The sequence below is a fragment of the Thioalkalivibrio sp. ALE22 genome, from assembly GCF_000381445.1.
Lineage (GTDB): Bacteria > Pseudomonadota > Gammaproteobacteria > Ectothiorhodospirales > Ectothiorhodospiraceae > Thioalkalivibrio.
In genome coordinates, this window is the sequence record NZ_KB906508.1 from 1 (window position 1) to 25,719 (window position 25,719).

Here is a 25,719-nt window from a genome sequence, read left to right on the forward strand (position 1 = left end):
GCCCAGGCGGCCCTCGGTGCGCTCGCCCGGTGCCGCCTGGAGCTGGTCGCTCATCTCGGCTTCCAGAACCTGCTGGACCGCCTCGCGCACCAGCGTGCGCATCAGTTCCTCGTCTGTCCCCAAAAGCGCTCGCAGTGACGTGCGATCCGCAGTAGCCTGCCTCTTGTGAGTGGTCATGGTCTCGCCCTCCTTGAGGGGTTCCGGTGGTCGCTAACCAACCCGAATACCATGGCCGCTCACCTCCTGCCAGCTTCTGCACATAACTCAGCACACTACTACGAGCCGACCGCCTGAACCCGATACCACCGGCGATAGCGCTACCCCTAGCTATTTTGTACAATCTGTACCTAATAGACAGAAGGGAACCGACATGCGTACCGTCAGCGCAAGCGAAGCCAAGCAGGGCCTGGCAGCCGTCATCGAATCCGCGCGCAAGGAGCCCGTCATCATCCAGCGCCAGAAACGCGATGTGGCCGTGGTCCTTTCGCCCGAAGAATACGAGCGCCTGGTCCACCTGAACGTGAATGAGTTCCGCCGGTTCTGCGACCAGATCGGCGGCAAGGCCGAAGCAGCCGGCCTGACCCAGGAAAAGCTCGACCAACTCCTAGGAGCCTGACGGACTTGGGACTGATCTGCTGCGCGTGCGGGAGAGCGGCCCCTTTTGCCGCTCTCTCTCGTTACATAGCCACACTATGCGCCTCGAGAGACCGGCAAAACGGACTCGCTCTCCCCACACGCTCGCGACGATCGCCCAAGTCCGACAGGCTCCTGGCCGATGACTGAATCCGACCGGCAGGGCCGCTGGGTGCTGGACACCAACCTGCTCGTCAGTCGCCTCCTGGTTCCATCCGGCCCGGCTGCTAAGGCCGTTGACCACGCACTCGACCGCGGCATCCTCCTGGTCTCGGAGGCCACCCTCGACGAGCTCGTCCAGGTTCTCTCGCGCCCCAAATTCGATCCCTACATCAGCCAGGCGGAGCGACAGCAGTTCATCCGCCTGCTGGGTGGCATTGCACGGTTCGTTACGATCACCACCCCGATCACGGCCTGTCGTGACCCGAAAGACGACAAGTTCCTCGAAGTCGCCGTCCACGGCGAGGCCCATGCCATCGTTACCGGAGACGGCGACCTGCTCGAGCTCGATCCCTTCCACGGCATCCGCATCCTCCGCCCCGCCGATCTCCTCACCCAGCGCTGAACCGCACCCGCACCAAATCCTCTTGTCGGGCAGAGCGTTGCCCACGCTGTAGGAGCCGCCTTGGCGGCGAAGCCCCCGCCAGCGCGTAATCCACCCCGTCGCACCCCCGGCCACCGCGCTGCGAAGAGCCGGGGTCCCCTCCAGTGACAAAACCCCCAAAGAAACTGACCACCCGCGTCACTTGGGGTGACCATTTTTGTCACGTGACACATCTGAACCGCCGTATGTCGTGACCCAGAGCCCAAACCGAATGGCCACACAGCGCTGTTTATCCGGGTTCTCATGTTCCTGGCACACCCATTGCTTCTACTCAGACAGCTGCCCACGGGGTGGCCGGGCCTCCGGCCCAGCTTTCATCACATCAAGGGAGTACGACCATGCAGAAGAAGACCGCCCAACAGGGCTTTACGCTTATCGAACTGATGATCGTGGTGGCGATTATTGGGATTTTGGCGGCGATTGCGTTGCCGGCTTATCAGGATTACACCGCACGTGCGCAAGTGTCCGAGGGCATCAACCTCGCCGGAGGTGCCCGCGCCACCGTGTCGGAAAACATCGTGTCCGCGACTGATCCGGACGACATTGACTATTGCGCCGGCGTAAACACCGACGGGGCAGGGGATACCACGCTGGCCTGCGATGACGATAATGGAGCAGTTACAGCGACCACTACCACGAGCCGAGGGGACGTAGCTGTCACCTTTACCCCAGACGCTACCGATGGCGGGATCGCTTGGGATTGCACGTCCGATTCGTCCGTTCACCAGTACGTTCCGTCCAATTGCCGCAACTAAACAAGTGAATAGGCAAAGGACAGCCGATTAGTTCTGAAGCCCCGGCCTTGCGTCGGGGCTTTTTCTTTGGGGCATCCTCTGGGACACCCACTTTGTCATAAGCCCGATTTGGCTGGGGCACCCCCTGGGACACCCACTTGGTCGTTTGGGACACCCACTTTGTCATAAGCTCGATAGAATCCTCTGGGACACCCACTTTGTTGTCATAAGCCCGATTCGCCGAAGCCGCCTGGCTCAGACTCCGCTGCTACATCCCGCACTCCCTCACCCCCCAATCGACCAGGATCCACCTGGGTCGCCGCCGTGGCGTGTCCAGGACCGACCGCCAGGAGACACGAATTCCGTTCCCTTCCGAGTGGATCCGGCTCTCGCGATTGCGCGCACCGATTCTTGTACATACAATAAGTCAATGGAGATCGAGTTTGACGCAGACAAGGACGCTGCGAACCTCGCGAAACACGGGGTCTCACTTGGCGATGCCCTGAGCCTCGAATGGGATACGCTCCTGGCCATGGAAGACCGTCGGAGGAGCTACGGCGAGTGCCGAATGCTCGGATATGCATTGATGGGCAACCGCTTGTATTGCGTCGTATTCACCGGTCGATCGTCCGTGCGGAGAATCATCAGCCTGCGCAAAGCCAACAACCGGGAGATTGCGCGTTATGTCGAAATCACTAACGCTACGCAGCGGTCGTCGGGTCGTCTTGAACGACTCCGACGAGGAATCGTCCATTCAGGCCGGAATCGATGCCGATTCAGAGACCCGGGAGCCTTCCGAAGACGAGACGAAAGCCCTGCGACGCGTCGGTCGCCCACCTCTGCCTGTGACTAAAGAGCGCATCACGATCCGTCTGTCGCCAGACGTCGTGGAAGCATTCCGCGCCACCGGAAAGGGTTGGCAGACGCGAATGGACTCGGCTTTGAAAGACTGGCTCAAGGACCATAGCCCGACTTCTAATAATCGTTAGTGCTCGGCTCTGCGGCAGGGGCCGGGCCTTCTGGAACGGGCCTGGTGGGACACCCACTTTCCTCGGCCGCCCAACTTCCTCGGCCGGTCCCTGCGAGGGCATACCGGAACCGCAGGCACACCCAGTTTGCTTGCCGTGCTCCTGAAAACCTTCAGGACAATGGCTATGCTATCGGCAGGAGCGCAACGGACATGCGTTCCGGCAGGCCTACTCCACGGAAGGAGTTCATCATGACCGAACCCCGCTCGACCCTCGTCTCTCTGGACGATACGCCCTGGTACCACGTGGTCTCGCGCTGCGTGCGGCGCGCCTTTCTGTGCGGCCACGATGCGCACACCGGCCGCTCCTTCGAACACCGGCGAGGCTGGATCGCCGACCGCATCAAGCAACTCGCTTCGGTATTCGCCATCGACATCGCGGCCTACGCGGTGATGAGCAACCACTTTCACATCGTCGTCCGGGTGGACGACACGCGGGTCCAGGGCCTGGGGCGGGACGAAGCCCTGAGTCGATGGACTCAACTCTTTGCCGGACCGACCCTGGTGCAGCGGTATCTGGCGGATGCGGAACGGCTCGGTCAAGCGGAAATCGAGCTCGTGGACGGTTGGGCGGAGACATATCGCTCGCGTCTGGCTGATCTTTCGTGGTTCATGCGCGTGCTGAACGAGTCGATCGCACGGCAAGCCAACGCCGAAGACGGGGTGACAGGGCGCTTCTGGGAAGGACGCTTCAAGAGCCAGGCGCTCCTCGACGAACAAGCTGTACTGACCGCCATGGCCTACGTTGACCTCAACCCCATCCGGGCCGGGATCGCGGATACACCCGAGCATTCGGATTACACATCGGTTGCCGAAAGGACCAACCTGCTCCTCAGGCCGGCCATGGACGACGACCCGCAACCCTGCGGGTCACCGAGGATCGATGCAGCCGATTCAACGAAAGAGTGCATGAGACGCTCGTACCGAATCGCCAGGGCGGTCGGGCATCAGTGGCGTGCGGATCCACAGGATGCAGAATCCCTGAACCCCGAGTGGGCCCTGAATCGTCTGCCGGGTGCCCCGCTAATGCCATTCGACGCCACTGGCCGGACGGAACCGGCGGTGCCCTTTGGGCTCGAGGACTACCTGCAGCTCGTGGAGGCAACCGGCCGCGTGATCCGCGAAGACAAGCGCGGCTTCATTGATGGCAAAACCCCACCCTTGCTGGTACGTCTGGGAATCGACCCCGACCAGTTCATCCTCACCTCCAGCCGCTTGCTGCGGCAATTTGGCAGCGTGGTGGGGACACCGGGTCGCATCACGGCCCGGTGCGACGCGCGCCAGACCCGCTATCTGCGAGGCATCGGGGCCGCCCGCAAGCTCTTCCCCACTCGCGCTGCCTGACACCGTCGACCGCCATACAGATGCCAACAACCGGGATTCGCAGACGCTCTGCCCCATCAAGATCAGGAGAGTTTTCTGCGACTGCAAATTTGTCGCCCTTGGTCATGCCATCCTCGATGGGCGCCAGTCATATCTTCTTGATGCGCATCACTGATGCGCATATTATATGCACCATTATCGGCATTATCAGGAGGCCTTCGTGCACCAGGCCCCGTACAACACAGACGCACCGCGCAAGGCCACCAACCTCAGCGTCAATACCGACCTTCTGGCCCAGGCGCGAGAGCTCGGCATCAATCTCTCGGGCCTGTTCGAGGAATCGCTGGCGCGTGCCGTGCGCGACGCCCGCCGCGAAGCATGGTTGACCGAGAATCGGGAGGCCCTTGAAGAATACAACCAGCGCGTAGCCAAACAGGGCAGCTTTGGCGACCATATGCGTCGCTTCTGATGGCGCAGTTTGCAGTACATCGCAACCCGGCCACAGCAACTGCGCGCTGGATACCCTATCTGCTCGTCCTTCAGAACGACCTGCTCTCCGAACTGGACACGGTGGTGGTCGCGCCGCTCGTCTCCGCCGAAGCATTTGGTCGCCCAGCCCGCATCCTCAACCCGACCTTCACCATCGAGGGCCAACCGGTCGTACTGTCGACTGCTGAACTGGCCGGAGTTTCCCGCGATTCCCTTGGCGCCGAGGTCGTCAGCCTGGCCCACGAGCTGGCCCACGAGCGAAATGCCATCATCGCCGCTTGCGATTTCCTGCTCACCGGCATCTGACCGCTCCGCGAGAAAAGGGGACAGATCGGGAGAAATTGGATTCGATGGTGTGCCCTGCACGCCTTCATCCGGTCCGGCGCGGGCGGGGGCTTCGCCTGCGAGCAGGCTCCTACGGTACGTCGAGGGCGAGCCATCCGCCGCGACACCCACATTGTTGGCTCAATTCGGCCCGAATGGAGATCGTAGCCTTCCTTCGGGACACGGACTTCGTGTCCGCCCATTACCGCTACGCTTCCCGGGAAGGTGCGCTCTCTCAGGACACGCACTTTGATGCTGCGTCCTTTGTTGCTGGGCCCAATTCGACCGCAGGACACTGGGCGGAAGTTTACTTTTGGTTCCCCAAGCACCGGCGCGCGGTCGGGCATCTTATTGCCAGAGGCTGGATTCGCTGATGCACCCGGCAGTTTGGGCAGGTCCGGCGCGGGCGGGGGCTTCGCCTGCAAGCAGGCTCCGACCGCCCATCGCTCGCGAACGCAGGACTCTAACGCGACCGTACGGGACAAGCGCTAGGATTACCGGAACGTCCACCGGACCCGGACGAACCTCGCGGACACCTCACCTGTTCTGCAGCACTACGGAAATGTCAGGATTGGGATCAAGAGTTACCGGGGCGTAGAACGAGAAAGGGCCGCCCCGGATTCCCTTCCTGGACGACCCTTTTGGGGCTTCCTTTCCCCGAGGCACAAGCTAACAGAACCGATGTGGATTGCCAGCCGCGTGGCGAACATTTCCATGAGCGGTCGATTTCGATCTCTGAACGGTAGTCTTTGATGGAATATTTTTCTATTTCGCCGAAATCGCGGCAACCACCCACGAGGGTCCAGCTACTCTCGATCGTGGGCCGTGGGTCGCTCCAGAGGGTCGGGGTGATGCTCACCCGGGCAGGGGCTTCGCGGCCGAGGCCGCTCCTACATGGCGTGGCGTTGCCGCTTCGGTCGGGCGGGCCAGGTGAAGCCTGTGGCTCGATGCGCAGTCCGCGCGTCAGGTCTGGAACAATTGGTCGGCGGGGGCGGGTCGGCCGAGGAGGTAGCCCTGGCCGGTGGCACAGCCTTCGCGCAGCAGGAAGCTGCGCTGGGGTTCTTCCTCCACGCCTTCGGCGATCAGGTCCAGTTCCAGGGCGGCGGCCAGTGCGATGATGGCGCGGATGATGGATTCGTTGTGGCGGGAGTGGCCTATGTCGCGCACCAGGGACTGGTCGACCTTCAGGCGATGCAGCGGCAGGCGGCGCAGGTGCGCCAGGTTGGAGTAGCCGGAGCCGAAGTCGTCCATGGCCAGTCGGACCCCCAGGCTGTCCAGGCGGCGCAGGATCGCCAGGGCCCGTTCCGGGTCCTCCATGATCATGGTCTCGGTCAGTTCAACCTCGAGACGCTCCGGGGCGATGCCGTGGCGCTCGAGGGTCTCGCGCACGGTCGCAACCAGCGCCTCGTCATGGAGCTCGCGGGCCGAGAGGTTCACGGCCATCATGGGGATGTGTCGGCCCGCCGTGTCCCAGATGGCGAGCTGGCGACAGGCCGCTTCCAGCACCCAGCGGTCGATCGATACGATCAGCCCCGTCTCCTCCGCCAGCGGGATGAACTCCGCGGGGGATACCATGCCGCGGCGCGGATGGTTCCAGCGGACCAGGCTCTCCACCCCCACACACTCGCCACTGGCGAGATCGAACTGGGGCTGGAAGTGGAGCACGAATTCCTCGTTGGCGATGGCCTGGCGCAGGTCGTTTTCCAGAAACAGTCGGTGCTCCGTCAGGGCGCCCATCTCCGGGGTGTAAGCACACCAGCCGTCACCGCCACGGGCCCGCGCCGCCTGCATGGCCAGTTCGGCCGCGGTCAGCAGCTCCTCCCGGGTCTGGCCGTCGCCCGGGAAGCAAGCCACCCCCGCGCTCACCGTGAGAACCAGGCTGCGCCCCGAGGTCTCGAAGGGGGCGCGCAGGGTATCCAGCAGGGTCTGCATGAAGGCTTCCAGACCGTCGTGTTCCGGGGTCTCCACGATCAGGCAGAATTCGTCCGCGCCGACGCGCGCGATGGTGTCCTGGGGTGTCAGCGTCTGGCCCAGGCGTTGCGCGATCCCCTGCAAGACGGTATCGCCCGCCGATGTCCCCAGGGTCTCGTTGACGTTGCGGAAGCGGTCGAGGTCCAGCAGCACCACCCAGCGCGCCTCGCCATCGGCCATCGCGCGCTCCACCGTGTGCCCGAGGCGATCCTGCAGCAGCGTTCGGTTCGGCAGCCCGGTACGGGTATCGAAGTGCGAGATCTGGCGCAGCTGCTCCTTCTGCTCGATGCTGTCGGTCAGATCGGTCCAGGCGCCGACGATTTCCTGCTCGCCCGGACCGCTCGCGCCGGGCACCAGCCGCATCTCGTCGCGCACGTGGCGCAGCTTGCCCCAGCCATCAAACAGCCGGAATTCGCGCACTAGCTCGCCGTCGGTCAGCAGCCGCTGATTCTCCTGCAGGGCACCGACCCGATCCTCGGGGTGCAGTTGCTGTTCCCACCAGCCGGGGCGCAGCGCGGCAGCCGGATCAACCCCGAACAGACGCTCAATGTTGGGACTCACCCACTGTGGAGTGAGATCCGAGGAGGAGAGCTGATAGATCACCGTCGGGCCGCTGTCGATCACATGCTCCAGCCGCTGGTTGGCGGCCGCCAGCTCCCGGGTACGTAGACGCACCTGCCAGCGCAACAGCAGTCCCGCGACCGCCAGGAGCAGCACCAGGCCCAGCGCGGAAAACAACGCCCAGCGGACCCAGCCCGGCAACCCGGGCGAATCATCCGCCAGCAGGGTCTCGGCAAGGGCCCGCTGGTAGGGTGAATCCGCCAGGGGCTTCCATTGCTCCAGATAGGCGTCGATCACGGCCAGGGACTCGCCATGCCGCTCCGGCGTGGCCGCGTAATAAAGGCCCACCTGGCCGAAGGTGATGGGGGTCTCCACCAGGCCGAAGGCCCTGGCATGCTGGCGACCGTAGAAGTTGTTGCTGACCGCCGCGACAGCCTCGCCTTCCCCAACCGCCGCGAGGACCACCGGCAGGCTGGTGAAGGTGACCAGTTCGTACTCGAGGTCCGGATCGCGCATCTGCTCCTGTCGCAGATGGCTTTCCTGCACGGAGCCTTCCAGTACGGCGAGCCGCCGCGAGCCAAGCGCTTCCAGGCTGCTGAAGCCGGATTGCGGGAAGGCGTACACCTGGCTCCAGCCCTGCACGACCGGGATCTGGTGAAAGTCGAGAAACTCGTCGCGCATCTCGGTCAGGGCCACGTCCGGCATCAGGTCCAGCCGGCCCTGGCGCAGATCCAGCAGGCACTGAGCCCACTCGCAGGGGATATACTCGATCTGCCAGTGTTCGCGTCGGGCAATGGAGTCCAGCAGGTGCACGAACAGACCACCGGCCTCGCCCTGCGCGTCCACGCTGACCTTGGGCGCGTTGTCGTACACGCCTACCCGCAGTTCCGCCTCGGCGAACGCCTGCCCGGCCGGCAGCATTGCGAGCAAGCACGCGGCCGCCGCCCCCACGAGGGCCGTCCATGGCCTACGACATTGCGCCGGTTTACGGGATCGAGTCAGACCGGCGCCCGGAGGCATTGCATACTCGTCCGACACGTTAATCGAACTCCCTGGGCGGTATAGCCTCCAGCATAGTGCCACGGCTTTGATCCTGCTGCGCGCCGGCACCGGAGTCGCGCCTATTCCACCAGCACGCGATCCCGGCCGGCTGCCTTGGCCGCGTACATCAGGTTGTCCGCGCGCCCCAGCACATCGTCCAGCGTATCCCCCGCGCGGAATACCGTGATCCCGAACGAACCGGTGACCGGTACTCCCGCAATCGGCTCGGAAGCCAGGGCCGCCCGGCAGCGCTCGGCCAGCTGCTGCGCCTCGTGTGCTGAGGTCTCCGGCGCCACGATCAGGAACTCCTCCCCGCCCCAGCGGGCGACGAAGTCCGGCTCGCGCAGGTTGGCCTCCAGTCGACGCGCCACACCCTCGATCACGGCATCGCCACAGGCGTGACCATGCGCGTCGTTCACGGCCTTGAAGTGGTCGATATCCATGCCGATCACCGCGACGGGATGCCCGTAACGCGCCACGGCCGCGGCCTGGCGGTCCAGAAAGGCCTCCGCGGCCCGGCGATTCGCAAGTCCGGTCAGGGGGTCGGTGCGCGCGGCCCGCGCCATGGCCTCGGACCGGACCAGGGCATCCTTCACCGTGTCACGCATCGAGGTGGCAATACTGGCCAGCACCAGCAGCACACCGAGGAACAGGTGCACCCGCAACAGATAGACCGCCGTCTCGGTGGCAAGCGTACCGTCCAGGGCCTCCCCGATTACCCCGGCGAGCGCGATGAGCGACGCAACGATCAGGATAGCCAGCCCCGCGCGCAGACCCGCGCGGTGATCCAGCATCACGAACGCCGCGAGGATCACAATCCCCACCGCCCAGTAATGGCCACCAGCCAGGACCAGAAGGTGGTCGTCCAGGGATCCCCCGGCATGAAAATGCCAGCCCAGCCGCGCGAGGACGATCGCGGCGACCAGTCCCAGCATCCAGGGTTCCAGCCGCATGAGCCAGCCGGGACGACGCCACAGGGCTAGCCACAGACCGGCCAGCAGTCCGGCGAATAGTGGATAGAGGTAGGTCAGAAAGGGATCGTCAGGGCCGCGGATCGACCAGCTCAGCAGGAAGATCGCCACCCCACCCGCCAGCGCCACCAAGTATACGAGGCGCTTGCGGCCCTGCAGTTGTGCCGCTTCGGCATGAGCACCGCCGCTGGATGGATCGTCCATCGCCTGATCCCCGATCGGACGGACGGACCGCCGCTGATGAATGGCTCCCGGGCCGACCCTCGCGCACGCCCCGGGTGCCCCGAGCATGCCGGGTGTCATCACGCGGGACAATCCCGACCACGCAAAAGGCCGCCCGGAGGCGGCCTTTTGCAGGTACTGCAATGATGGAGGCTGGGGTCGGAATCGAACCGGCGTACACGGATTTGCAGTCCGCTGCATAACCACTCTGCCACCCAGCCTGTATCGGGTGGGTTCCGGTCCGCGAACGCACGGGCATCTGCGCGGGCCGAAACAGAAAACCCCGGCGGAACCGGGGTTTCAGGAATCTGTTGGAGCGGGAAACGAGATTCGAACTCGCGACCCCAACCTTGGCAAGGTTGTGCTCTACCAGCTGAGCTATTCCCGCTCTTCGTTATCGGCGCGTATTCTACCGCAGATTCCCGGCAGGTCAATACCCGCGGTAGCCGATCGCCCCGGCGCCATGCACCGCGCGGTCAAACACCACCACATGGTTGCGTCCGGCATTCTTCGCGACATACATCGCGGCGTCTGCCGCCCGCGACAAGCCCGGTCCGTCGGCAGCATCCAGCGGAAACAGCGCAATCCCGATGCTGCAGGAAATCCCCACCTCGACGCCGTCGCAGTCGAACGGCTCGGCCAGGGCGGCACGGATCTTCTCGCCGATCGCGGCGGCCTGCGCCCGGCTCTCCTGCGCCGACTGAAAGCGCGGCAGCATCACCACGAACTCGTCGCCGGCGATGCGCGCGGCGACATCGCTTTCCCGTAGCGCGCCCGTCAGGCGCCACGCCACCTCGCGCAGAAGGAGATCGCCCACCGCGTGGCCATAGCGGTCATTAACCGGCTTGAACTCGTCCAGGTCCACGAACATCAGGGCCACCTGTTGCCCCTCGCGCCGCGCGCCGGCCAGCTCGTGCTCGAGGATCTGATAGAACAGGGTGCGATTCGGCAGGTCCGTGAGCGGGTCGTAATGGGCGAGGCGCTGCATCTGCTCCTCGGTCGCCTTGCGCTCGGTGATATCCCGCGCAATGCCGAGAAACTCGGTAACCCGACCCTCGGCGTCCAGTACCGGCGAGAGGTTGCTGGTATGCCAGCGATAATGCCCGTCCTGGTGGCGGATTCGATACTCGATGCCACCGGCCTTCTGGCCGGTGCGCGCGATGTGGTCGAGGAAGGCGTAGCAGGCCGGCAGGTCCTCCGGCGCTACGTATTCGTCGATGGAGTGCTCGATCGCGGCGCTCACCGGGTACCCAAGGTTCTCGGTCCAGTTGGGCGAGACGTAGGTCAGTACCCCGTCCGGACGCAGCGAATAGATCACGTCGCTGGCCGTCTCCACGAAGGCGCGGAACTTGGCCTCGCTCTGGCGCAGCGAGGCCTCCAGTTCCTTGCGCTCCGTGATATCGGTGGCGAAGCCGGTCCAGACGATCGTCCCGTCATGCAAGCGGCGGACGGTATCGTAGGCGGACAGCCACATCTCCCCGCCCCCGTGACACCGCATGCGAAATTCCATGCTCCAGGGCTCCGCGTACTCCGCGGACTCCATGGTCGACCGCATGACCCACTCGCGATCATCCGGATGGATGCAGTCGAGCAGCGGCCCCCCGTCGGACTTCAGCGCCTCCCGGTTCACGCCGAACCAGCGCTCTACCACCTCCCCCACGTAGGGGTAAGCGAAATGCCCGTCCGGCCCCCGGCGCAACTGGTAGACGAAACCGGGAAGCAGCCCCTGAAGCGCCTCCAGCGTCTGGATGTTGTCGAGGTCTAGCTGGGGGCCGGGCATAGGCGCTCCCGCGGGCGACACGTGGTCGATCATCGCAGTGTATCGCCAAACCCCGGCGCGGCGGAACGCACCGGGTCGCCCGGTGGGCGCCGCTTGTCGCGTGGCGTCAGGGACGCCGACTAGAAGGGATTGCGCCGCGTGTCAGTTGCTTCGCGCGGCAGCCAGCATGTACTGGATCATCGAGACCAGCGTGAGCGCCGCGGCCAGATACAGCAACCACTCGCCGATCACGAAGGTGGGGAGCCCGGCGATCGGCTCCGCCCACAGCAGCAGGAAGATCGCGACCATCTGGGCCGTGGTCTTCACCTTGCCCACCCAGGACACCGCCACCTTGGCGCTGCCGCCGATCTCCGCCATCCACTCGCGCAGCGCGGAGATCGCGATCTCGCGCCCGATGATCACGATCGCGGCCAGTGCCAGGCCCAGCCCCGGGTTGTGATCGACCACCAGCACCAGCGCCGCGGCCACGATCAGCTTGTCCGCGACCGGGTCCAGGAAGGCGCCGAACCGGCTGGTCACCTTCCAGCGCCGGGCCAGATAGCCATCCAGCCAGTCGGTCAGCCCCGCCAGGGCGAAGATGATGGCGGCCAGGACGCCGCCCAGCGGCATCGCCAGGCCGTAGAACGCGGCCACCAGCAAGGGGATCATTACGATCCGCGACCAGGTCAGCCAGGTGGGCAGTTGGGGGAACATGGCAGTAGCTTAAGGAAACACTGATTAATGTGCACGCTCGCGCGCGAGTCGCTTTTGCGTGCGTTTAATGCGCAGTGACCGCCGTGCAGTCATTCTGCACAAGCGAACCGCAACGCCGGAGCCCCTTCGGGGTTGGCACCCCAGGTTCCCCGATCCTGCGTTGCGGCACTTGCCGCTAGAACCACTACCGGCTGCGCACCGCGCCTTGACTCGGAAAACCTGAGGTGCCAACGCAAGCGTGCACATTAATCAGTGTTTCCTTAACTCTCGTGAAACTGGTCGTAGATCGACTGCGCGAGGCGTCGATGGATCCCCGGCACCTTGGTCAGCTCCTCGACCCCGGCCCGGCTGACGCCCCGCAGGCCGCCGAAGTGCTTCAGCAGCGCGCTGCGCCGCTTCGGCCCCAGCCCCGGAATGGCCTCCAGGGTCGATTCCTTGCGCGCCTTCGCGCGGCGGGCGCGGTGTCCGGTGATCGCAAACCGATGGGCCTCGTCGCGGATCTGTTGGATCAGATGCAGCGCGCCGGAATGCGCGGGGAGTATAGAGGGCGCCTCTACCCCGCTCAATATCAGGGTTTCCATCCCCGGCTTGCGCTCCTCGCCCTTGGCCACGCCCACCACCTTGATGTGGTCCAGCCCAAGATCCGCCAGCACATTCAGCGCCTGCGTCACTTGGCCCTTGCCGCCATCGATGAACAGGATATCCGGTTCCTGGCCCTCGCCCTTCTTCAGCCGCGCGAAACGCCGGCTGAGCGCCTGATGCATGGCCGCATAGTCGTCGCCCGGCTCGATCCCCTCGATATTGAAGCGGCGGTAGTCCGACTTGATCGGCCCCTCCGGCCCGAACACCACGCAGGAGGCCACGGTGCCCTCGCCCCCGGTGTGCGAGATATCGAAGCACTCCATGCGCCGGGGTGCCTCCTCCAGCCCCAGCTCGGCGGTCAGGGCATCCAGCCGCGCGGTCTGCCCGGCCTGGCTGGCGATGCGGGTCTTCAGCGCCAGCTCGGCGTTGCGCCGCGCCATGTCCAGCCAGCGGGCCCGCTCGCCGCGCAGCGACCACGCCAGCGCGACCTTCCCGCCACGACGTTCCGCCAGAAAGGCCTCCAGTGCCTCCGCACCCTGCGGCTCGTGCGAAAGCAGGATGCGCGCCGGAGGCTCGCGTTCCGCGTAGTACTGCGCCAGCACCGCGGCCATGATCTCGTCCGTATCCGTGGCCTCGGGCACGTTGGGGAACAGCTCGCTGTTGCCGAGATTCTGGCCATTGCGCACGAAGAAGATCTCCACCGCGCAGGCCCCCGCCTCCTGCGCCAGCGCGAATACGTCGGCATCGCCCTCGCCGCCCGAGACGAACTGCTGCTCGGAGATCTGGCGCAACCGCGCGATCTGGTCGCGCAGGCGCGCCGCGTGCTCGAAATCCAGGCGCGCGGAGGCCGCCTCCATGCGCTCCATCAATTCCGCGACCACCGCCTCGCTCTTGCCCTCGAGGAACTTGACCGAAGCCTCCACGTCGCGGGCGTAGTCCTCCGGCTCGATGTAGCCGACACAGGGGGCGGTGCAGCGCCCGATCTGGTATTGCAGGCAGGGGCGGGAACGATGCGCGAACACACTGTCCTCGCACTGGCGCACCTGGAACAGCTTCTGCAGCAGCGCCAGACTCTCGCGCACCGCCCCGGCCGAGGGGTACGGCCCGAAGTAACGCACGCCCTTCTTGCGCGCACCGCGGTGGAACCCGAGCCGGGGATACTCCTGGTTGGACACGTAGATGTAGGGGTAGCTCTTGTCGTCCCGCAGCAGCACGTTATAGCGCGGCCGGTGGCGCTTGATCAGGTTGGCCTCCAGCAGCAGGGCCTCGGCCTCGGTGTGCGTCACCGCCACACGGATATCCGCGATCTGCCGCACCATCGAGCGGATGCGCGGGCCGCGGTCATCGCTGCCACGGAAATAGCTGGCCACCCGGCTCTTCAGGTTTCGCGCCTTGCCGACATACAGCACCGCCCCCGACGCATCCAGCATCTGATACACGCCGGGGGACTGCGTCAGCGACTGCAGAAAGGCCTTGTGATCGAATCCGGTCTCGGGGGTACTCATGGTCGCATCAGGATACCGGAACTGCCCCACCCTCCGGCATAGCCCCGTGCGCAGCCGATACCATTCGGGATATCCTTGATGCCATTACTTATAAGTCTTCGCCACTCGAGGCGACGTACCGGGAGGACCGAGCCATGGATATCGCCGAACAGATCTATGAAGAGGTCAAACGCCTGCCCGAGCCCCTTTCGCGCGAAGTTCTGGACTTCATTGGTTATCTGGAATCCAAGCACGGTCTGAGTGACACGCTTGGCGAAGACATCAAGAAGGCCCAGGAAACTGCTCTCGGATCGATATGGGACAACCCCGAGGACGAGGTCTGGGATGACCGCTGAGCCGGGAGCTATCGTTGCCATCCCCTTTCCCTTTTCGGACCTGACGACGCGAAAACGCCGGCCTGTCCTTGTCCTTTCCGCGATCGATCGATTCGGCGATTTCGCTGCGCTCGCCGTCACATCGTCGCCAAACCAGACTCATGCAATAGAAGTAAACCCAAACATGTTGCTGGAGGGTTCACTTCCCAAGACCAGCTGGGTTCGCTACGACAAGATCTTCACGCTTAGTAGCCGTCTGATCACTCGTCAATACGCGAAGCTCGACGCACAAACCGTTGATGAGATCCGGGCGCATTTCTGCCGCCATTTCCATTGCCCGTAGGCGGGGAGCTCGGCCCTGCCCGTAAACTGACCGATTGCCACCGACCCTGCGGGGCCTCGCAATGACAGGGGAAGCACAGCGTCATCGCGAGCGCCGCAGGCGCGTGGCGATCCGGGTGGCCACCCCGGACACAGGCCCTGAGGGCACCGGGCAGACCTTCCGGGCCGGAAGGCTAACCGAGGTGGCCGCGGATCCGGGCGAACAGCTCGTGGAACATCGCCGGGGTCAGGCGGCGGGTCTGCGTGTTGTAGCGCGAGCAGTGGTAGGAGTCGATCAGGCGGGTCTTCGCGTCCAGTTCGTGCTCGGCACCGTGGCCAAAGCGCAGGCTGGACAGCGGCAGGCCCTTGGCCCGGAGGATGGCATCGTGCGCGATCTTGCCCAGCGCCAGGATCACCCGCGGCTGCATGGCCGTCATCTCGGCCGCGAGGAAGCCGTTGCAGGTACGGATCTCCTCCGTGGTGGGCTTGTTCTGCGGCGGCAGGCATTTGACCGCGTTGGTGATGCGGCAGTCGATCAGCTCCAGGCCATCGTCCGCCCTGGTACTCTCCGGCGCACTGGCGAAGCCGTGCTCGTGTAGCGTCTCGTACAGCAGGACGCCGGCATAGTCGCCGGTGAACGGGCGCCCGGTGGCATTGGCGCCATGCATCCCGGGCGCCAGGCCGACAATCAGCAGCCGCGCATCCAGCGGCCCGAACGAGGGCACCGGGGCGGCATGGTAGTCGGCGTGCTTGTCGCGAACCTCCTCGAGGAAGGCCGCCAGGCGCGGACAGGCGCGGCAGTCCGCGCGAAAGATCGCGCCCGGTTCAGGAGGCATCCGGCCACTCGCGGTAGGGGTTCCGCGCCAGCTCGGTATTGTAGTAGCGCGGGTCGTGCGAGACCTCGTCGCCCAGCCACTCGGGACGCGGGAACTCGGCATCGCTGCTCGGGAGCTCCAGTTCCGCGACGATCAGCCCGGCGTTGGCGCCTTCGAACACGTCGATCTCGTACTCCCAGCCCTGGACGTCCACCCAGTACCGGGTCTTTTCCACCTGCGGTCCGGCAAGGGTATCCAGCAGGCGATGCGCCTCGTCCACCGGGATGTCGTACTGGTATTCGTCGCGCTCCACGCCGAGGGTCGCGCTCTTGATGTTGAGGTTGGCCCCCTCCTCGTCCACCCGCACGCGGATGGAGGCGCGATCGTTGCCACACAGGTAGCCCTGGCGCATGTACTGCGAGCGCACCACGCCTTCGCGCCAGGCATCACTGGCCAGCAGGAACTTGCGTTCGATCTCGCGCCCCATGTCGTCGACTCCCGTCTTGCGGCGAACCGCCGCATGAATCCTGTGGGAGCCTGCCTGCAGGCGAAGCCCCCGCCCAAGCCTGATGCGTGCGCTACATCCGGATCAGCGCGGAACCCCAGGTGAAGCCGCCGCCGAAGGCCTCGGTCAGGATCAGGTCGCCCCGCTTGATGCGGCCATCGCGTACGGCGGTGTCCAGCGCCAGCGGGATCGAGGCGGCCGAGGTATTGCCGTGGCGGTCCACCGTGACCACCACGTTGTCCATGGACATGTTCAGCTTCTTCGCGGTCGCCTGGATGATGCGGATATTCGCCTGATGCGGCACCAGCCAGTCCAGTTCGGACTTGTCGATGCCGTTGTATTCCAGGGTCTCGTCAACGATCTGGTCCAGTGTGTTCACCGCGACCCGGAAGACCGCGCGGCCCTCCATGCGGATGAATTCCAGATCGGGATTGTCATTCGGCTGGGAGACGCCACCCGGGACCTCCAGCAAGCCCTTGTGATGGCCGTCGGCATGCAGGTGGGTAGAGATAATGCCCGGGTCGGGGGAGCGCGACAGGACCACAGCCCCCGCGCCATCGCCCCACAGGATGCAATTGCCGCGGTCGGTATAGTCGGTGATGCGCGAAAGCGTCTCGGCCCCGACCACCAGCACATGCCGGATCTCGTCGCTCTGCATGAAGCGGTCGGCGGTCGCCAGCGCGTACACAAAACCGCTGCACACCGCCTGGATGTCGAACGCCGGGCAGCCGCCCACGCCCAGCTTGGCCTGCAGGATGCACGCCGTGCTGGGGAAGATCTGGTCGGGAGTCGTGGTCGCCACCAGGATCAGGTCGAGATCGGCGGCCCGAATGCCGGCGGCATCCAGCGCCCGTTCCGCGGCCTTCAGCGCCAGGTCCGAGGTGACCTCGTTCTCCGCCACGATGTGGCGCTCGCGGATGCCAGTGCGTTCGCGGATCCAGGCATCCGAGGTGTCGACCATCGCCTCCAGTTCGGCATTGGTCAGGATGCGCTCGGGCAGGTAGCTGCCGGTGCCGCTGATACGTGCATGCTTCACTCGCTGTTCTCCTGCCCGAGGAGCTGGCCCAGCTGCTTGTCGATCCGCCGCGAGATGTTCGCCTCCGCTTCGATGCGGGCGATGCGGATCGCGTGCTCGAAGGCGAGTTCGTCGGCACTGCCGTGGCTCTTGATGACCACGCCCTGCAGGCCCAGCAGCGAGGCCCCGTTGTAGCGACGGTGATCGAAGCGATGGCGCAGGCGGCGCAGCACCGGCAGGGCGAACAGTCCAGCCAGACGTGAATACAGCGAGGCGCGGAATTCGGCCTTCATGTTCGAGGAGATCATCTTGGCGACGCCCTCGCTAACCTTCAGCGCGACATTGCCGACGAACCCGTCGCAGACGACCACGTCCACATCGCCGCAGTAGACGTCGTTGCCCTCGACAAAGCCGATGTAATTGAGACTGGATGCCTCCAGCATGCGCCCGGCCTCGCGCACCCGGTCGTTGCCCTTGATCGCCTCGGAGCCGATGTTGAGCAGCCCCACGCGCGGGGCCTCCAGGCCGTCCACGGCGTTCGCCAGCACCGAGCCCATCACCGCGAACTGGTACAGATGCGCGGCCTCGACATCCACGTTCGCGCCCAGATCGAGCATGTGGGTGTGCCCTTCCATCGACGGCAATGCCGTGGCAATGGCCGGGCGGTCGATACCGGGAAGGGTCTTCAGCACATAGCGGGCAGTGGCCATCAGCCCACCGGTGTTGCCGGCGGAGACACAGGCCTGGGCCGCGCCGTTCTTGACCTGGTCGATGGCCACGCGCATGGAGGAGTCGCGTTTGGTGCGCAACGCCACCGCCGGCAGTTCCTCCATGCCTACGACCTGACTGGCGTGCACGATCTCGACGCGCTCGCGTTCGGCAGCGGACCAGCCGGAGAGGCCCGATTCGATGGTGTCCTGGTCGCCCACCAGCAGCAGGCGGAAGTCATCCGCCACCTTGAGTGCGCGACGCGCCGCTGGCAGTACGACGGGGGCGCCGTGGTCACCGCCCATCACGTCCAGTGCGATGGTGAAGCTGGCAGTCATGCTCGAGTCCGACGACCGGCCGGGACAGAGCCGGATTCAAACGCGGAAAGGCCACGGTGCAAGCGCAGCCGTGGCCCCGGGACGGTCATTACCCGGACCTTAATCTTCGTCTTCGTCGACTTCGACGTCCTGCTGGATCACCTGGCGACCGCGATAGAAGCCATCGGGGGTCACGTGGTGACGGCGGTGGATCTCGCCGGTCGTCGGATCGGTGGACAGGGTGGCGCCCGTCAGCCCGTCATGGGAGCGGCGCATGTCACGCTTGGAACGGGTCTTGCGGCGTTGCTGAACAGCCATGATGCATCTCCAGATTGATCAGATTCCCGTGGCGACGGGAGTGAGCCCGGTATCAAAACGGGCGCAAGTATAACGGTTCGGCGGGGGCAATGCCCCGACCGCGTTCGCTTCACGGGTCGTCCCGGTCCGGGCCGCCCCCCTTTTTCAGTTGTTCCAGCACGGCAAACGGGTTCTCGCCGCGTTCGCCTTCGGTGAACTCGGGCGCCGCCGCCGGCTCGCAATCCGCGTGGCGCGGCACCAGCGGCCACGCCAGCAGGATCTCTTCCTCGATCCATGCCGCGGGGCGCAGCAGGCCGTCGGCCTCGAGTTCGACAAAATCGTCGTCCTCGCTCATGCCGGCCGGCGTGCCCTCCGGCGGCAGCAGCACCGCATCCGCCTCCAGACGGAAGTCCCACGCCAGCGGCTGCAGGCAGCGCTGGCAGGTCTGCCACAGCTCGCCGCTGATCACCCCGCTCAGACGCATCTCGTCCAGTGTCCCGCGTTCCAGCAGGAACTTCGCGTGCACCCGCAGCGGGTGTCCCGGCAACGCGTCGGCGCGCAGTCGCGGCAGGTCTTCGGGACGCAGGTCGCCCTCGAATTCGAGGTGCCGGGCACGCGGTTGCCACGGGTCCAGAGAGACGGGGATACGACTCATAACAAACTCTTGGGAAAACCGTTCGGGCCTCCCCGGAACGAGGGCGCGGAATATACGCGCGCGCGGGCGATCTGTCAAAGCGAAACAGAAACTTGCAGCCACCCCGAACGACGTCGATACTCGAGAAGTCATCGACCTGTCCGGGGCCTTCCGTTTGATTCGCAAGCTGCTCATTGCCAACCGGGGCGAGATCGCCGTGCGCCTGATCCGGGCCTGCAGCGAACTGGGCATCATCTCGGTCGCCGTGTACACGGACGCCGACCGCCACGCCCTGCATGTAAAGAAGGCGGACGAGGCCTACGCCATCGGCCCCGACTCCATGGGCGGGTATCTCAGTATTCACCGTCTGATCAGCGTCGCGCGCGCCGCCAGCTGCGACGCCATCCACCCGGGCTATGGCTTCCTCTCGGAGAACCCCGACTTCGCCGCCGCCTGCGCCGCGCGTAACCTGATCTGGGTCGGCCCGGACGCCACGGTCATCCGCCGCATGGGCGACAAGGTCGCCGCACGCCGGGCGATGATCGAGGCCGGTGTGCCGGTCACGCCCGGCTCCGAGGGCAACCTGGAGGACGTCGCGGCCGCGCTCGAGGTCGCCGAGCGCATCGGCTACCCGGTCATGCTGAAGGCCACCTCCGGCGGCGGCGGACGCGGGATCCGCCTGTGCGAGGATGCGCGCGCCCTGGAGCACAACTTCGAACGCGTGCGCTCGGAGGCCACCCGCGCCTTTGGCAGCACCGAGATCTTCCTGGAGAAGGCCGTGGTCAATCCGCGGCATATCGAGGTGCAGATCCTGGGCGATACCCACGGCCAGGCGATCCACCTGTTTGAACGCGACTGCTCGGTCCAGCGGCGCCACCAGAAGCTGGTGGAGATCGCGCCCTCGCCGCAGTTGACCGACGCCCAGCGCGACCATCTGGGCGAGCTCGCCGTGCGAGCCGCGAAGGCCGTCGGCTATCAGAACGCGGGGACCGTCGAGTTCCTGATGGACTCGGACGATTCCTTTTATTTCATGGAGATGAACACCCGTCTTCAGGTAGAACATCCGGTAACCGAGATGATCACCGGGGTGGACATCGTGCAGGAGCAGCTGCGCATCGCCGCCGGCGAACCCCTGCGCTATGCCCAGTCCGACATCACCCGGCGCGGCTACGCGATGGAGTTCCGCATCAACGCGGAGGATCCGAAGAACGACTTCCTGCCGAGCTTCGGCCGCATCACCCGCTACTTCGCCCCGGGGGGACCCGGCGTGCGCACCGACGGGGCGATCTACACCGGCTACACCATCCCGCCGCATTACGACTCGATGTGCGCCAAGCTGATCTGCTGGGCCCTGGAGTGGGATGACCTGCTGGCGCGCGCCAACCGTGCGCTACGCGATATGGGCGTATTCGGCGTCAAGACGACCATCCCCTTCCACCTGGCGATCGTCGACCACCCGGTGTTCCGCAGCGGCCACTTCGACACCGGATTTGTCGCGGCGCACCCCGAGCTCACGCACTTCCCCGGCAAGCGCTCGGATCGCCAGCTCGCGGTGGCCGTCGCGGCCGCCCTCGCCGCTCACCACGGGTTGTAGACCCCAGCCCGCCGCACGGACACCGGAATGACCATGGATCGAGTTCACATCACCGATGTCACCCTGCGCGATGGCCACCAGAGCCTGATCGCCACGCGCATGCGCACCGAGGACATGCTGCCGATCTGCGAGCAGATGGACGCCATTGGCTTCCACTCGCTGGAGGTCTGGGGCGGCGCGACCTTCGATGCCTGCGTGCGCTTCTTGAAGGAAGACCCCTGGGAGCGCCTGCATCAGCTGAAGGCCGCGCTGCCGAACACCCCGCTACAGATGCTGCTGCGCGGCCAGAACCTGCTGGGCTACCGCCATTACGCCGACGACGTGGTCCGCGCCTTCGTCGAGCGCTCGGTCGCCGGCGGCATCGACATCATCCGCATCTTCGACGCGATGAACGACGCCCGGAACCTGCGCACCGCGATCGAGGCCACCCGCGAGGCCGGAGGCCATGCCCAGGGCACACTTTGCTACACCACTGGCCCGGTACATTCGGCCACACAATTCGTCGCCCTGGGACGCGAGCTGGTCGCCATGGGCGCGCAGAGCATCGCGATCAAGGACATGGCCGGGCTGCTCACGCCAACCGCCACCCGTGAGCTGGTCACCGAGCTGGTGGAGGCCCTGGACGTGCCGGTCCACCTGCATGCCCACGCCACCTCCGGTCTGTCCGAGCTGTGCCACTGGCAGGCCATCGAGGCCGGTTGCCGGCATATCGAGACCGCGATCTCCGCCTTCGCCGGCGGTACCAGCCACCCGCCGACCGAGAGCATGGTCGCCGCGCTGGCCGGCACCGGGCACGACACCGGGCTGGACCTCGTCGCGCTGCAGCGGATCGGGATGTACTTCCACGAGGTGCGCAAGAAATACCAGCGCTTCGAGAGCGAATACACCGGCATCGACACCCGCGTCCAGGTCAACCAGGTGCCCGGCGGGATGATCTCCAACCTGGCCAACCAGTTGCGCGACCAGAACGCACTGGATCGCTTCGACGCGGTACTGGAAGAGATCCCCCGGGTGCGCGAGGACCTCGGCTATCCGCCCCTGGTGACGCCCACCTCGCAGATCGTCGGCACGCAGGCGGTGATGAACGTACTGGCCGGCGAGCGCTACAAGACCATCACCAACGAGGTGAAGCAGTACCTGACCGGGCACTACGGCCGTGCACCGGGCCCCATCAACGCCGTGGTGCGGCAACAGGCCATCGGCAATGCCGAGGTCATCGACAGCCGCCCGGCCGACCTCTCGCCCCCGGAGATGGACTCGCTGGCCGCCGAGATCGGCGAACTGGCCCGCGGGCCGGAGGACGTGCTGACCTTCGCCCTGTTCCCCGAGGTGGGGCGCCAGTTCCTGCAACAGCGCCACGACGGCACGCTCGAGCCGGAACCGCTGAACCTCCCGGAGAACACCCAGGCGGGCTGCCCGGCCCCGGTGGAGTTCAACGTGACCTTCCACGGCGAGACCTACCACATCCAGGTAACCGGCTCCGGCCATCACCGGGAGGACACTCGTCCGATGTACGTGACGGTCGACGGCATGCCGGAAGAGGTCCAGATCGAGACCCTGGACACCATCGAGACCGCCAGTGGCCATGCCGCGCCGAGCGGGGGTGGGAGCCGCAAGAAGTCGCGGCGCGCGACCCGCCCCGGCGACGTCACCACGTCGATGCCCGGTACCATCATCGACGTCCTGGTGGCCGAGGGCGACCACGTGGAGGCCGGGCAGCCGGTGCTGGTGCTGGAGGCCATGAAGATGGAATCCGAGATCGCCGCCCCCGTGTCCGGCACCGTCACTGCGGTGAACGTCGCCAAGGGGGCGGCCGCCAATCCCGACGATGCGCTGATCGAGATCGACCACGCCGATGACTGAGACCGCGCGCAAACTGGTCCTCGCCTCCACCTCGCCCTACCGCGCCGAACTGCTCGGGCGCCTGCGCCTGCCGTTCGAGACCGCCCGCCCGGAGGTGGACGAGACCCCCCGGCCTCACGAGCGCCCCGACGCCATGGTGACCCGCCTCGCCGAGGCCAAGGCCCGCGCCGTGGCCGATGCCTATCCCGACCACCTCGTGATCGGCTCCGACCAGAACGCCAGCCACGCCGACAGCATCCTCGGCAAGCCGGGCGACACGGGCCGCGCGGAGGCCCAGCTCGCGGCCCTGTCGGGCAAGACGGTGACCTTCCACACGGGCCTTTGCCTGCTGGACACCGCCACCGGCCAGGCGCGGACCGGCGAAGTCCCGTTTACCGTGACCTTCCGCGAACTGACCCCGGAGGAGATCCACCACTACGTGGCACTCGAGCAGCCGCTGGACTGCGCCGGCAGCTTCAAGTCGGAAGGGCTGGGTATCAGCCTGTTCGCGCGCATGCAAGGCGACGACCCGACCGCGCTGGTCGGCCTGCCGCTGATCACCCTGGGCGGGTGGCTGCGCGAGGCGGGCATCGCCGTCCCGCCCCGGCCCGCCTGAACCGGCCGCGCGCCCCGGGGCCTATCCCCAGTCCTGCCTTGGCTTATGGCCAGGGAGACGCTGATTGAATCGCGCGTTCGCGCTCGAGTCGCTTTTGCGTGCGAACAAGGCGCGGTGACTGCCGTGCAGTCATTCTGCACAAGGGAACCGCAACGCCGTGCGCGCGCCCGTTTTTGATCAACAACGGGCGGCCGAGCCCCGTCTTTCAATAGCTTATGGGGGTTGGCACCCCAGGTTCCCCGATCCTGCGTTGAGCCACTTGCGGGTAGAACCACTACCCGCTGCGCACCGAGCCTTGTCTCGGAAAATCTGGGGTACCAACGCGCACGCGCGATTCAATCAGCGTCTCCCTAGAATCTGCACGACGGCACCGCGCCCAGTGTGGAACTGCCCCTCGAGCACGTCGCGTTCGCGCTCCACGGCTTCCTCGAATTCGAGCCCGTCCAGCTCCTCGACCAGCGCGTCCCGCGTCATCATCAGCTCGGCTGTGGGCGGCCCGCCCGTCCCCCATTCCAGCTGCGCCGGGGTGTAGGCCTCGAGGATGAACACCCCGCCGGGTCGCAGCCCGGCAACCACCCCGGCATGCAGACGACGCCGGATCGGCGGCGGCACATGGCAGAAGATGGAGGTAATCAGATCCCAGGAATCCGGCTCGATCGCGTAATCCGCGAGATCCGCCACCAGGGTGTCAATCTGTACGCCGCGGTCCTCTGCCAGGCGCTGGGCCTTCTGCAGGCCAACGGCGGAGCTGTCCACCGCCAGCACCTCGAAGCCCTGCTGCGCCAGGAAGACGGCGTTGCGGCCTTCTCCCTCGCCCAGGCACAGGGCCTTCCCAGGTGGCACGTTGGCCACCGCGGTACGCAGGAAATCATTCGGCTCGGTGCCGTAGACGTACTCATCCGCCGCGTAGCGCTCGTCCCACATTCATCGTCTCCTCACGGTTGCAGCCAGGGTTCATCGGTCCACGCGTTTTACCACGCGCGGGGCAGAGACACAGGCTCCTGGGGAAACACTGATTAATGCACGCGCTCGCGCTCGAGTCGCTTTTGCGTGCGAACAAGGCGCGGTGACTGCCGTGCAGTCATTCTGCACAAGGGAACCGAAACGCCGTGCGCGCGCCCGTTTTTGATCAACAACGGGCGGCCGAGCCCCGACTTTCACTAGCTTGTGGGGGTTGGCACCCCAGGTTCCCCGATCCTGCGTTGCGCCGCTTGCGCGGTAGAACCGCTACCCGCTGCGCCACGCGCCTTGTCTCGGAAAACCTGGGGTGCCAACGCGAGCGGGTGCATTAATCAGTGTTTCCCTAGCGGGCGCGATTGCCGGAATGCGGCCTTTACCCTACTCTTGCGCCTCCCCGAGCACTGCGACGACTCCCGACACCATGAGCGAGACCCCCACGCTGCGCACGCGCCTGGAAGGCTTCATCGAGGCCCGGCTGACCCAGCGCTTCATCATCGGCCTGATCCTGCTGAACGCCCTGACCCTGGGGCTCGAGACCTCGGATACCGTGATGGGTTGGATGGGGCCGGTCATCCTGGCCGCGGACGCGATCATCCTGTCGCTCTTCACCGCCGAGGTGCTGGCCAAGCTGTTCGTCTACCGCCTGGCTTTCTGGCGCAACCCGTGGAACGTGTTCGACTTCTTCGTGGTGGGGATCGCACTGATCCCCGCCTCCGGGCCGTTCTCGGTGCTGCGCGTGCTGCGTCTGCTGCGCCTGGTGTCCATGGTGCCGAAGCTGCGCTTCATCGTGGAGGCGCTGCTGCGGGCCATCCCCGGCATCGTCTCCATCATCGGGCTGCTGCTGCTGATCTTCTACGTGTTCGCGATCATCGCCACCGGATTGTTCAGCGAGTCGTTCCCGCAGAAGTTCGGCACCCTCGGCGCCACCATGTACAGCCTGTTCCAGGTGATGACGCTGGAAGGCTGGTCCGAGGACATCGCCCGCCCGGTGATGGAGGTCTACCCCTGGGCCTGGATGTTCTTCGTGCCGTTCATCCTGATCGCCACCTTCACCGTGCTGAACCTGTTCATCGCGATCATCGTGGACGCCATGCAGCGCATGCATGATCGCGCGATGGAGATCGAACAGCAGATGATCCACGACAGCGTGCACGAGGAGAACCAGGCCCTGCACGCGGAGATCCACGAGATCCAGCAGGAAACCGTCAAGCTGCAGGAACGCCTGATCCGCATGCAGAACATGCTGGAGAAGCGGGTGAAGTAAATGCCTTTGCGTCCCCCAATGGGCCCCGTCATTGCCGAACGCACAACCGCGTGCTTC

25 protein-coding genes, 2 tRNA genes and 1 pseudogene are annotated in these 25,719 nt (G+C 65.6%); 14 read left to right on the forward strand and 14 right to left on the reverse strand.

Going from position 1 to position 25,719, the window contains the following annotated elements; genetic code table 11:
• Positions 1-370: 370 nt before the first annotated feature.
• From F793_RS0109955 to F793_RS0109980, 8 genes and pseudogenes are all read left to right on the forward strand, one after another.
• Positions 371-616 carry a type II toxin-antitoxin system Phd/YefM family antitoxin gene (locus F793_RS0109955; RefSeq protein ID WP_018867979.1) on the forward strand — a complete coding sequence of 82 codons (246 nt, stop codon included), beginning with the start codon at positions 371-373 and terminating at the stop codon, positions 614-616.
• A 159-nt stretch (positions 617-775) separates the two neighbouring features.
• Entirely contained in the window at positions 776-1,198 is a 423-nt protein-coding gene (locus F793_RS0109960) for a putative toxin-antitoxin system toxin component, PIN family (protein WP_018882603.1), read from the forward strand.
• A 377-nt stretch (positions 1,199-1,575) separates the two neighbouring features.
• Complete coding sequence (locus F793_RS0109965; RefSeq protein WP_018882604.1) at positions 1,576-1,992, forward strand: pilin; 417 nt, start codon at positions 1,576-1,578, stop codon at positions 1,990-1,992.
• A gap of 409 nt (positions 1,993-2,401) precedes the next feature.
• A pseudogene (locus F793_RS13785) lies at positions 2,402-2,677 on the forward strand (BrnT family toxin); the annotation flags it as partial.
• The gene (locus F793_RS13790; RefSeq protein WP_081619275.1) at positions 2,655-2,960 is read left to right on the forward strand and encodes a BrnA antitoxin family protein; all 306 of its coding nucleotides are present in this window, start codon (positions 2,655-2,657) and stop codon (positions 2,958-2,960) included. The pseudogene F793_RS13785 and the gene F793_RS13790, both read left to right, overlap by 23 nt.
• 230 nt (positions 2,961-3,190) lie before the next feature.
• Positions 3,191-4,342 carry a transposase gene (locus tag F793_RS0109970; RefSeq protein ID WP_018882605.1) on the forward strand — a complete coding sequence of 384 codons (1,152 nt, stop codon included), beginning with the start codon at positions 3,191-3,193 and terminating at the stop codon, positions 4,340-4,342.
• A 199-nt stretch (positions 4,343-4,541) separates the two neighbouring features.
• Positions 4,542-4,790, forward strand: coding sequence for a type II toxin-antitoxin system CcdA family antitoxin (locus tag F793_RS0109975; RefSeq protein WP_026280894.1), 249 nt, complete (start codon positions 4,542-4,544; stop codon positions 4,788-4,790).
• The gene (locus tag F793_RS0109980; RefSeq protein ID WP_018882607.1) at positions 4,790-5,116 is read left to right on the forward strand and encodes a CcdB family protein; all 327 of its coding nucleotides are present in this window, start codon (positions 4,790-4,792) and stop codon (positions 5,114-5,116) included. The genes F793_RS0109975 and F793_RS0109980 overlap by 1 nt, the downstream gene beginning before the upstream one ends.
• Positions 5,117-6,097: 981 nt before the next feature.
• Here F793_RS0109980 and F793_RS0109985 read toward each other — a convergent pair.
• The 7 genes from F793_RS0109985 to uvrC form a co-directional block, all read right to left on the reverse strand.
• Positions 6,098-8,587 (reverse strand): EAL domain-containing protein, encoded by a 2,490-nt coding sequence (locus tag F793_RS0109985; protein WP_018882608.1) that lies wholly within the window; start codon positions 8,585-8,587, stop codon positions 6,098-6,100.
• Positions 8,588-8,787: 200 nt separating this feature from the next.
• A complete protein-coding gene (locus F793_RS0109990; RefSeq protein ID WP_018882609.1) occupies positions 8,788-9,882 on the reverse strand; it encodes a diguanylate cyclase in 1,095 nt (364 codons plus the stop codon).
• 165 nt (positions 9,883-10,047) lie between these two features.
• Positions 10,048-10,121 (reverse strand) — tRNA-Cys (locus F793_RS0109995).
• A 91-nt stretch (positions 10,122-10,212) separates the two neighbouring features.
• Positions 10,213-10,288 (reverse strand) — tRNA-Gly (locus tag F793_RS0110000).
• Positions 10,289-10,330: 42 nt separating this feature from the next.
• Entirely contained in the window at positions 10,331-11,680 is a 1,350-nt protein-coding gene (locus tag F793_RS0110005) for a sensor domain-containing diguanylate cyclase (protein WP_018882610.1), read from the reverse strand.
• Between the two features lie 141 nt (positions 11,681-11,821).
• Positions 11,822-12,373: a CDP-diacylglycerol--glycerol-3-phosphate 3-phosphatidyltransferase gene (gene pgsA, locus F793_RS0110010; protein ID WP_018882611.1), complete on the reverse strand. Its 552-nt coding sequence runs from the start codon at positions 12,371-12,373 to the stop codon at positions 11,822-11,824.
• Positions 12,374-12,633: 260 nt separating this feature from the next.
• Complete coding sequence (gene uvrC / locus F793_RS0110015) at positions 12,634-14,460, reverse strand: excinuclease ABC subunit UvrC (RefSeq protein WP_018866179.1); 1,827 nt, start codon at positions 14,458-14,460, stop codon at positions 12,634-12,636.
• 134 nt (positions 14,461-14,594) lie between these two features.
• On the opposite strand from uvrC, the gene F793_RS0110020 reads away from it, so the two are divergent.
• Together F793_RS0110020 and F793_RS13800 are read left to right on the forward strand one after the other, a co-directional pair.
• The gene (locus F793_RS0110020; RefSeq protein ID WP_018882612.1) at positions 14,595-14,795 is read left to right on the forward strand and encodes a DUF2281 domain-containing protein; all 201 of its coding nucleotides are present in this window, start codon (positions 14,595-14,597) and stop codon (positions 14,793-14,795) included.
• On the forward strand, positions 14,785-15,117 hold the full coding sequence (locus F793_RS13800) for a type II toxin-antitoxin system PemK/MazF family toxin (RefSeq protein ID WP_026279193.1): 333 nt from the start codon (positions 14,785-14,787) through the stop codon (positions 15,115-15,117). The genes F793_RS0110020 and F793_RS13800 overlap by 11 nt, the downstream gene beginning before the upstream one ends.
• A gap of 172 nt (positions 15,118-15,289) precedes the next feature.
• On the opposite strand, the gene F793_RS0110025 is transcribed toward F793_RS13800, so the two are convergent.
• From F793_RS0110025 to F793_RS0110050, 6 genes are all read right to left on the reverse strand, one after another.
• On the reverse strand, positions 15,290-15,931 hold the full coding sequence (locus F793_RS0110025; RefSeq protein ID WP_018882613.1) for a uracil-DNA glycosylase: 642 nt from the start codon (positions 15,929-15,931) through the stop codon (positions 15,290-15,292).
• Positions 15,921-16,397 carry a CYTH domain-containing protein gene (locus F793_RS0110030; protein WP_018866175.1) on the reverse strand — a complete coding sequence of 159 codons (477 nt, stop codon included), beginning with the start codon at positions 16,395-16,397 and terminating at the stop codon, positions 15,921-15,923. Before F793_RS0110030 ends, F793_RS0110025 begins: the two co-directional genes overlap by 11 nt.
• 91 nt (positions 16,398-16,488) lie before the next feature.
• A complete protein-coding gene (locus F793_RS0110035) occupies positions 16,489-17,451 on the reverse strand; it encodes a beta-ketoacyl-ACP synthase III (protein ID WP_018866174.1) in 963 nt (320 codons plus the stop codon).
• The gene (gene plsX, locus F793_RS0110040; protein WP_018866173.1) at positions 17,448-18,476 is read right to left on the reverse strand and encodes a phosphate acyltransferase PlsX; all 1,029 of its coding nucleotides are present in this window, start codon (positions 18,474-18,476) and stop codon (positions 17,448-17,450) included. Before plsX ends, F793_RS0110035 begins: the two co-directional genes overlap by 4 nt.
• Before the next feature lie 99 nt (positions 18,477-18,575).
• Positions 18,576-18,773, reverse strand: a complete 198-nt coding sequence (rpmF, locus tag F793_RS0110045) for a 50S ribosomal protein L32 (protein ID WP_017942094.1) — start codon at positions 18,771-18,773, stop codon at positions 18,576-18,578.
• A gap of 109 nt (positions 18,774-18,882) precedes the next feature.
• Complete coding sequence (locus tag F793_RS0110050) at positions 18,883-19,407, reverse strand: DUF177 domain-containing protein (protein WP_018877567.1); 525 nt, start codon at positions 19,405-19,407, stop codon at positions 18,883-18,885.
• Between the two features lie 154 nt (positions 19,408-19,561).
• Between F793_RS0110050 and F793_RS0110055 the strand changes: the two genes are divergently transcribed.
• Genes F793_RS0110055 through F793_RS0110065 form a run of 3 tightly spaced genes read left to right on the forward strand, consistent with a single transcriptional unit; the run spans position 19,562 to position 23,438 of the window.
• Positions 19,562-20,980, forward strand: a complete 1,419-nt coding sequence (locus F793_RS0110055; protein ID WP_018877568.1) for an acetyl-CoA carboxylase biotin carboxylase subunit — start codon at positions 19,562-19,564, stop codon at positions 20,978-20,980.
• Positions 20,981-21,013: 33 nt separating this feature from the next.
• Positions 21,014-22,843: a sodium-extruding oxaloacetate decarboxylase subunit alpha gene (gene oadA, locus F793_RS0110060; protein ID WP_026280895.1), complete on the forward strand. Its 1,830-nt coding sequence runs from the start codon at positions 21,014-21,016 to the stop codon at positions 22,841-22,843.
• A complete protein-coding gene (locus F793_RS0110065) occupies positions 22,836-23,438 on the forward strand; it encodes a nucleoside triphosphate pyrophosphatase (protein ID WP_018876404.1) in 603 nt (200 codons plus the stop codon). Before oadA ends, F793_RS0110065 begins: the two co-directional genes overlap by 8 nt.
• 339 nt (positions 23,439-23,777) lie before the next feature.
• On the opposite strand, the gene F793_RS0110070 is transcribed toward F793_RS0110065, so the two are convergent.
• Positions 23,778-24,362 carry a bifunctional 2-polyprenyl-6-hydroxyphenol methylase/3-demethylubiquinol 3-O-methyltransferase UbiG gene (locus F793_RS0110070; protein WP_018882615.1) on the reverse strand — a complete coding sequence of 195 codons (585 nt, stop codon included), beginning with the start codon at positions 24,360-24,362 and terminating at the stop codon, positions 23,778-23,780.
• Between the two features lie 457 nt (positions 24,363-24,819).
• Between F793_RS0110070 and F793_RS0110075 the strand changes: the two genes are divergently transcribed.
• Positions 24,820-25,662, forward strand: coding sequence for an ion transporter (locus F793_RS0110075; RefSeq protein WP_018882616.1), 843 nt, complete (start codon positions 24,820-24,822; stop codon positions 25,660-25,662).
• The last annotated feature ends 57 nt before the right edge of the window (positions 25,663-25,719 follow it).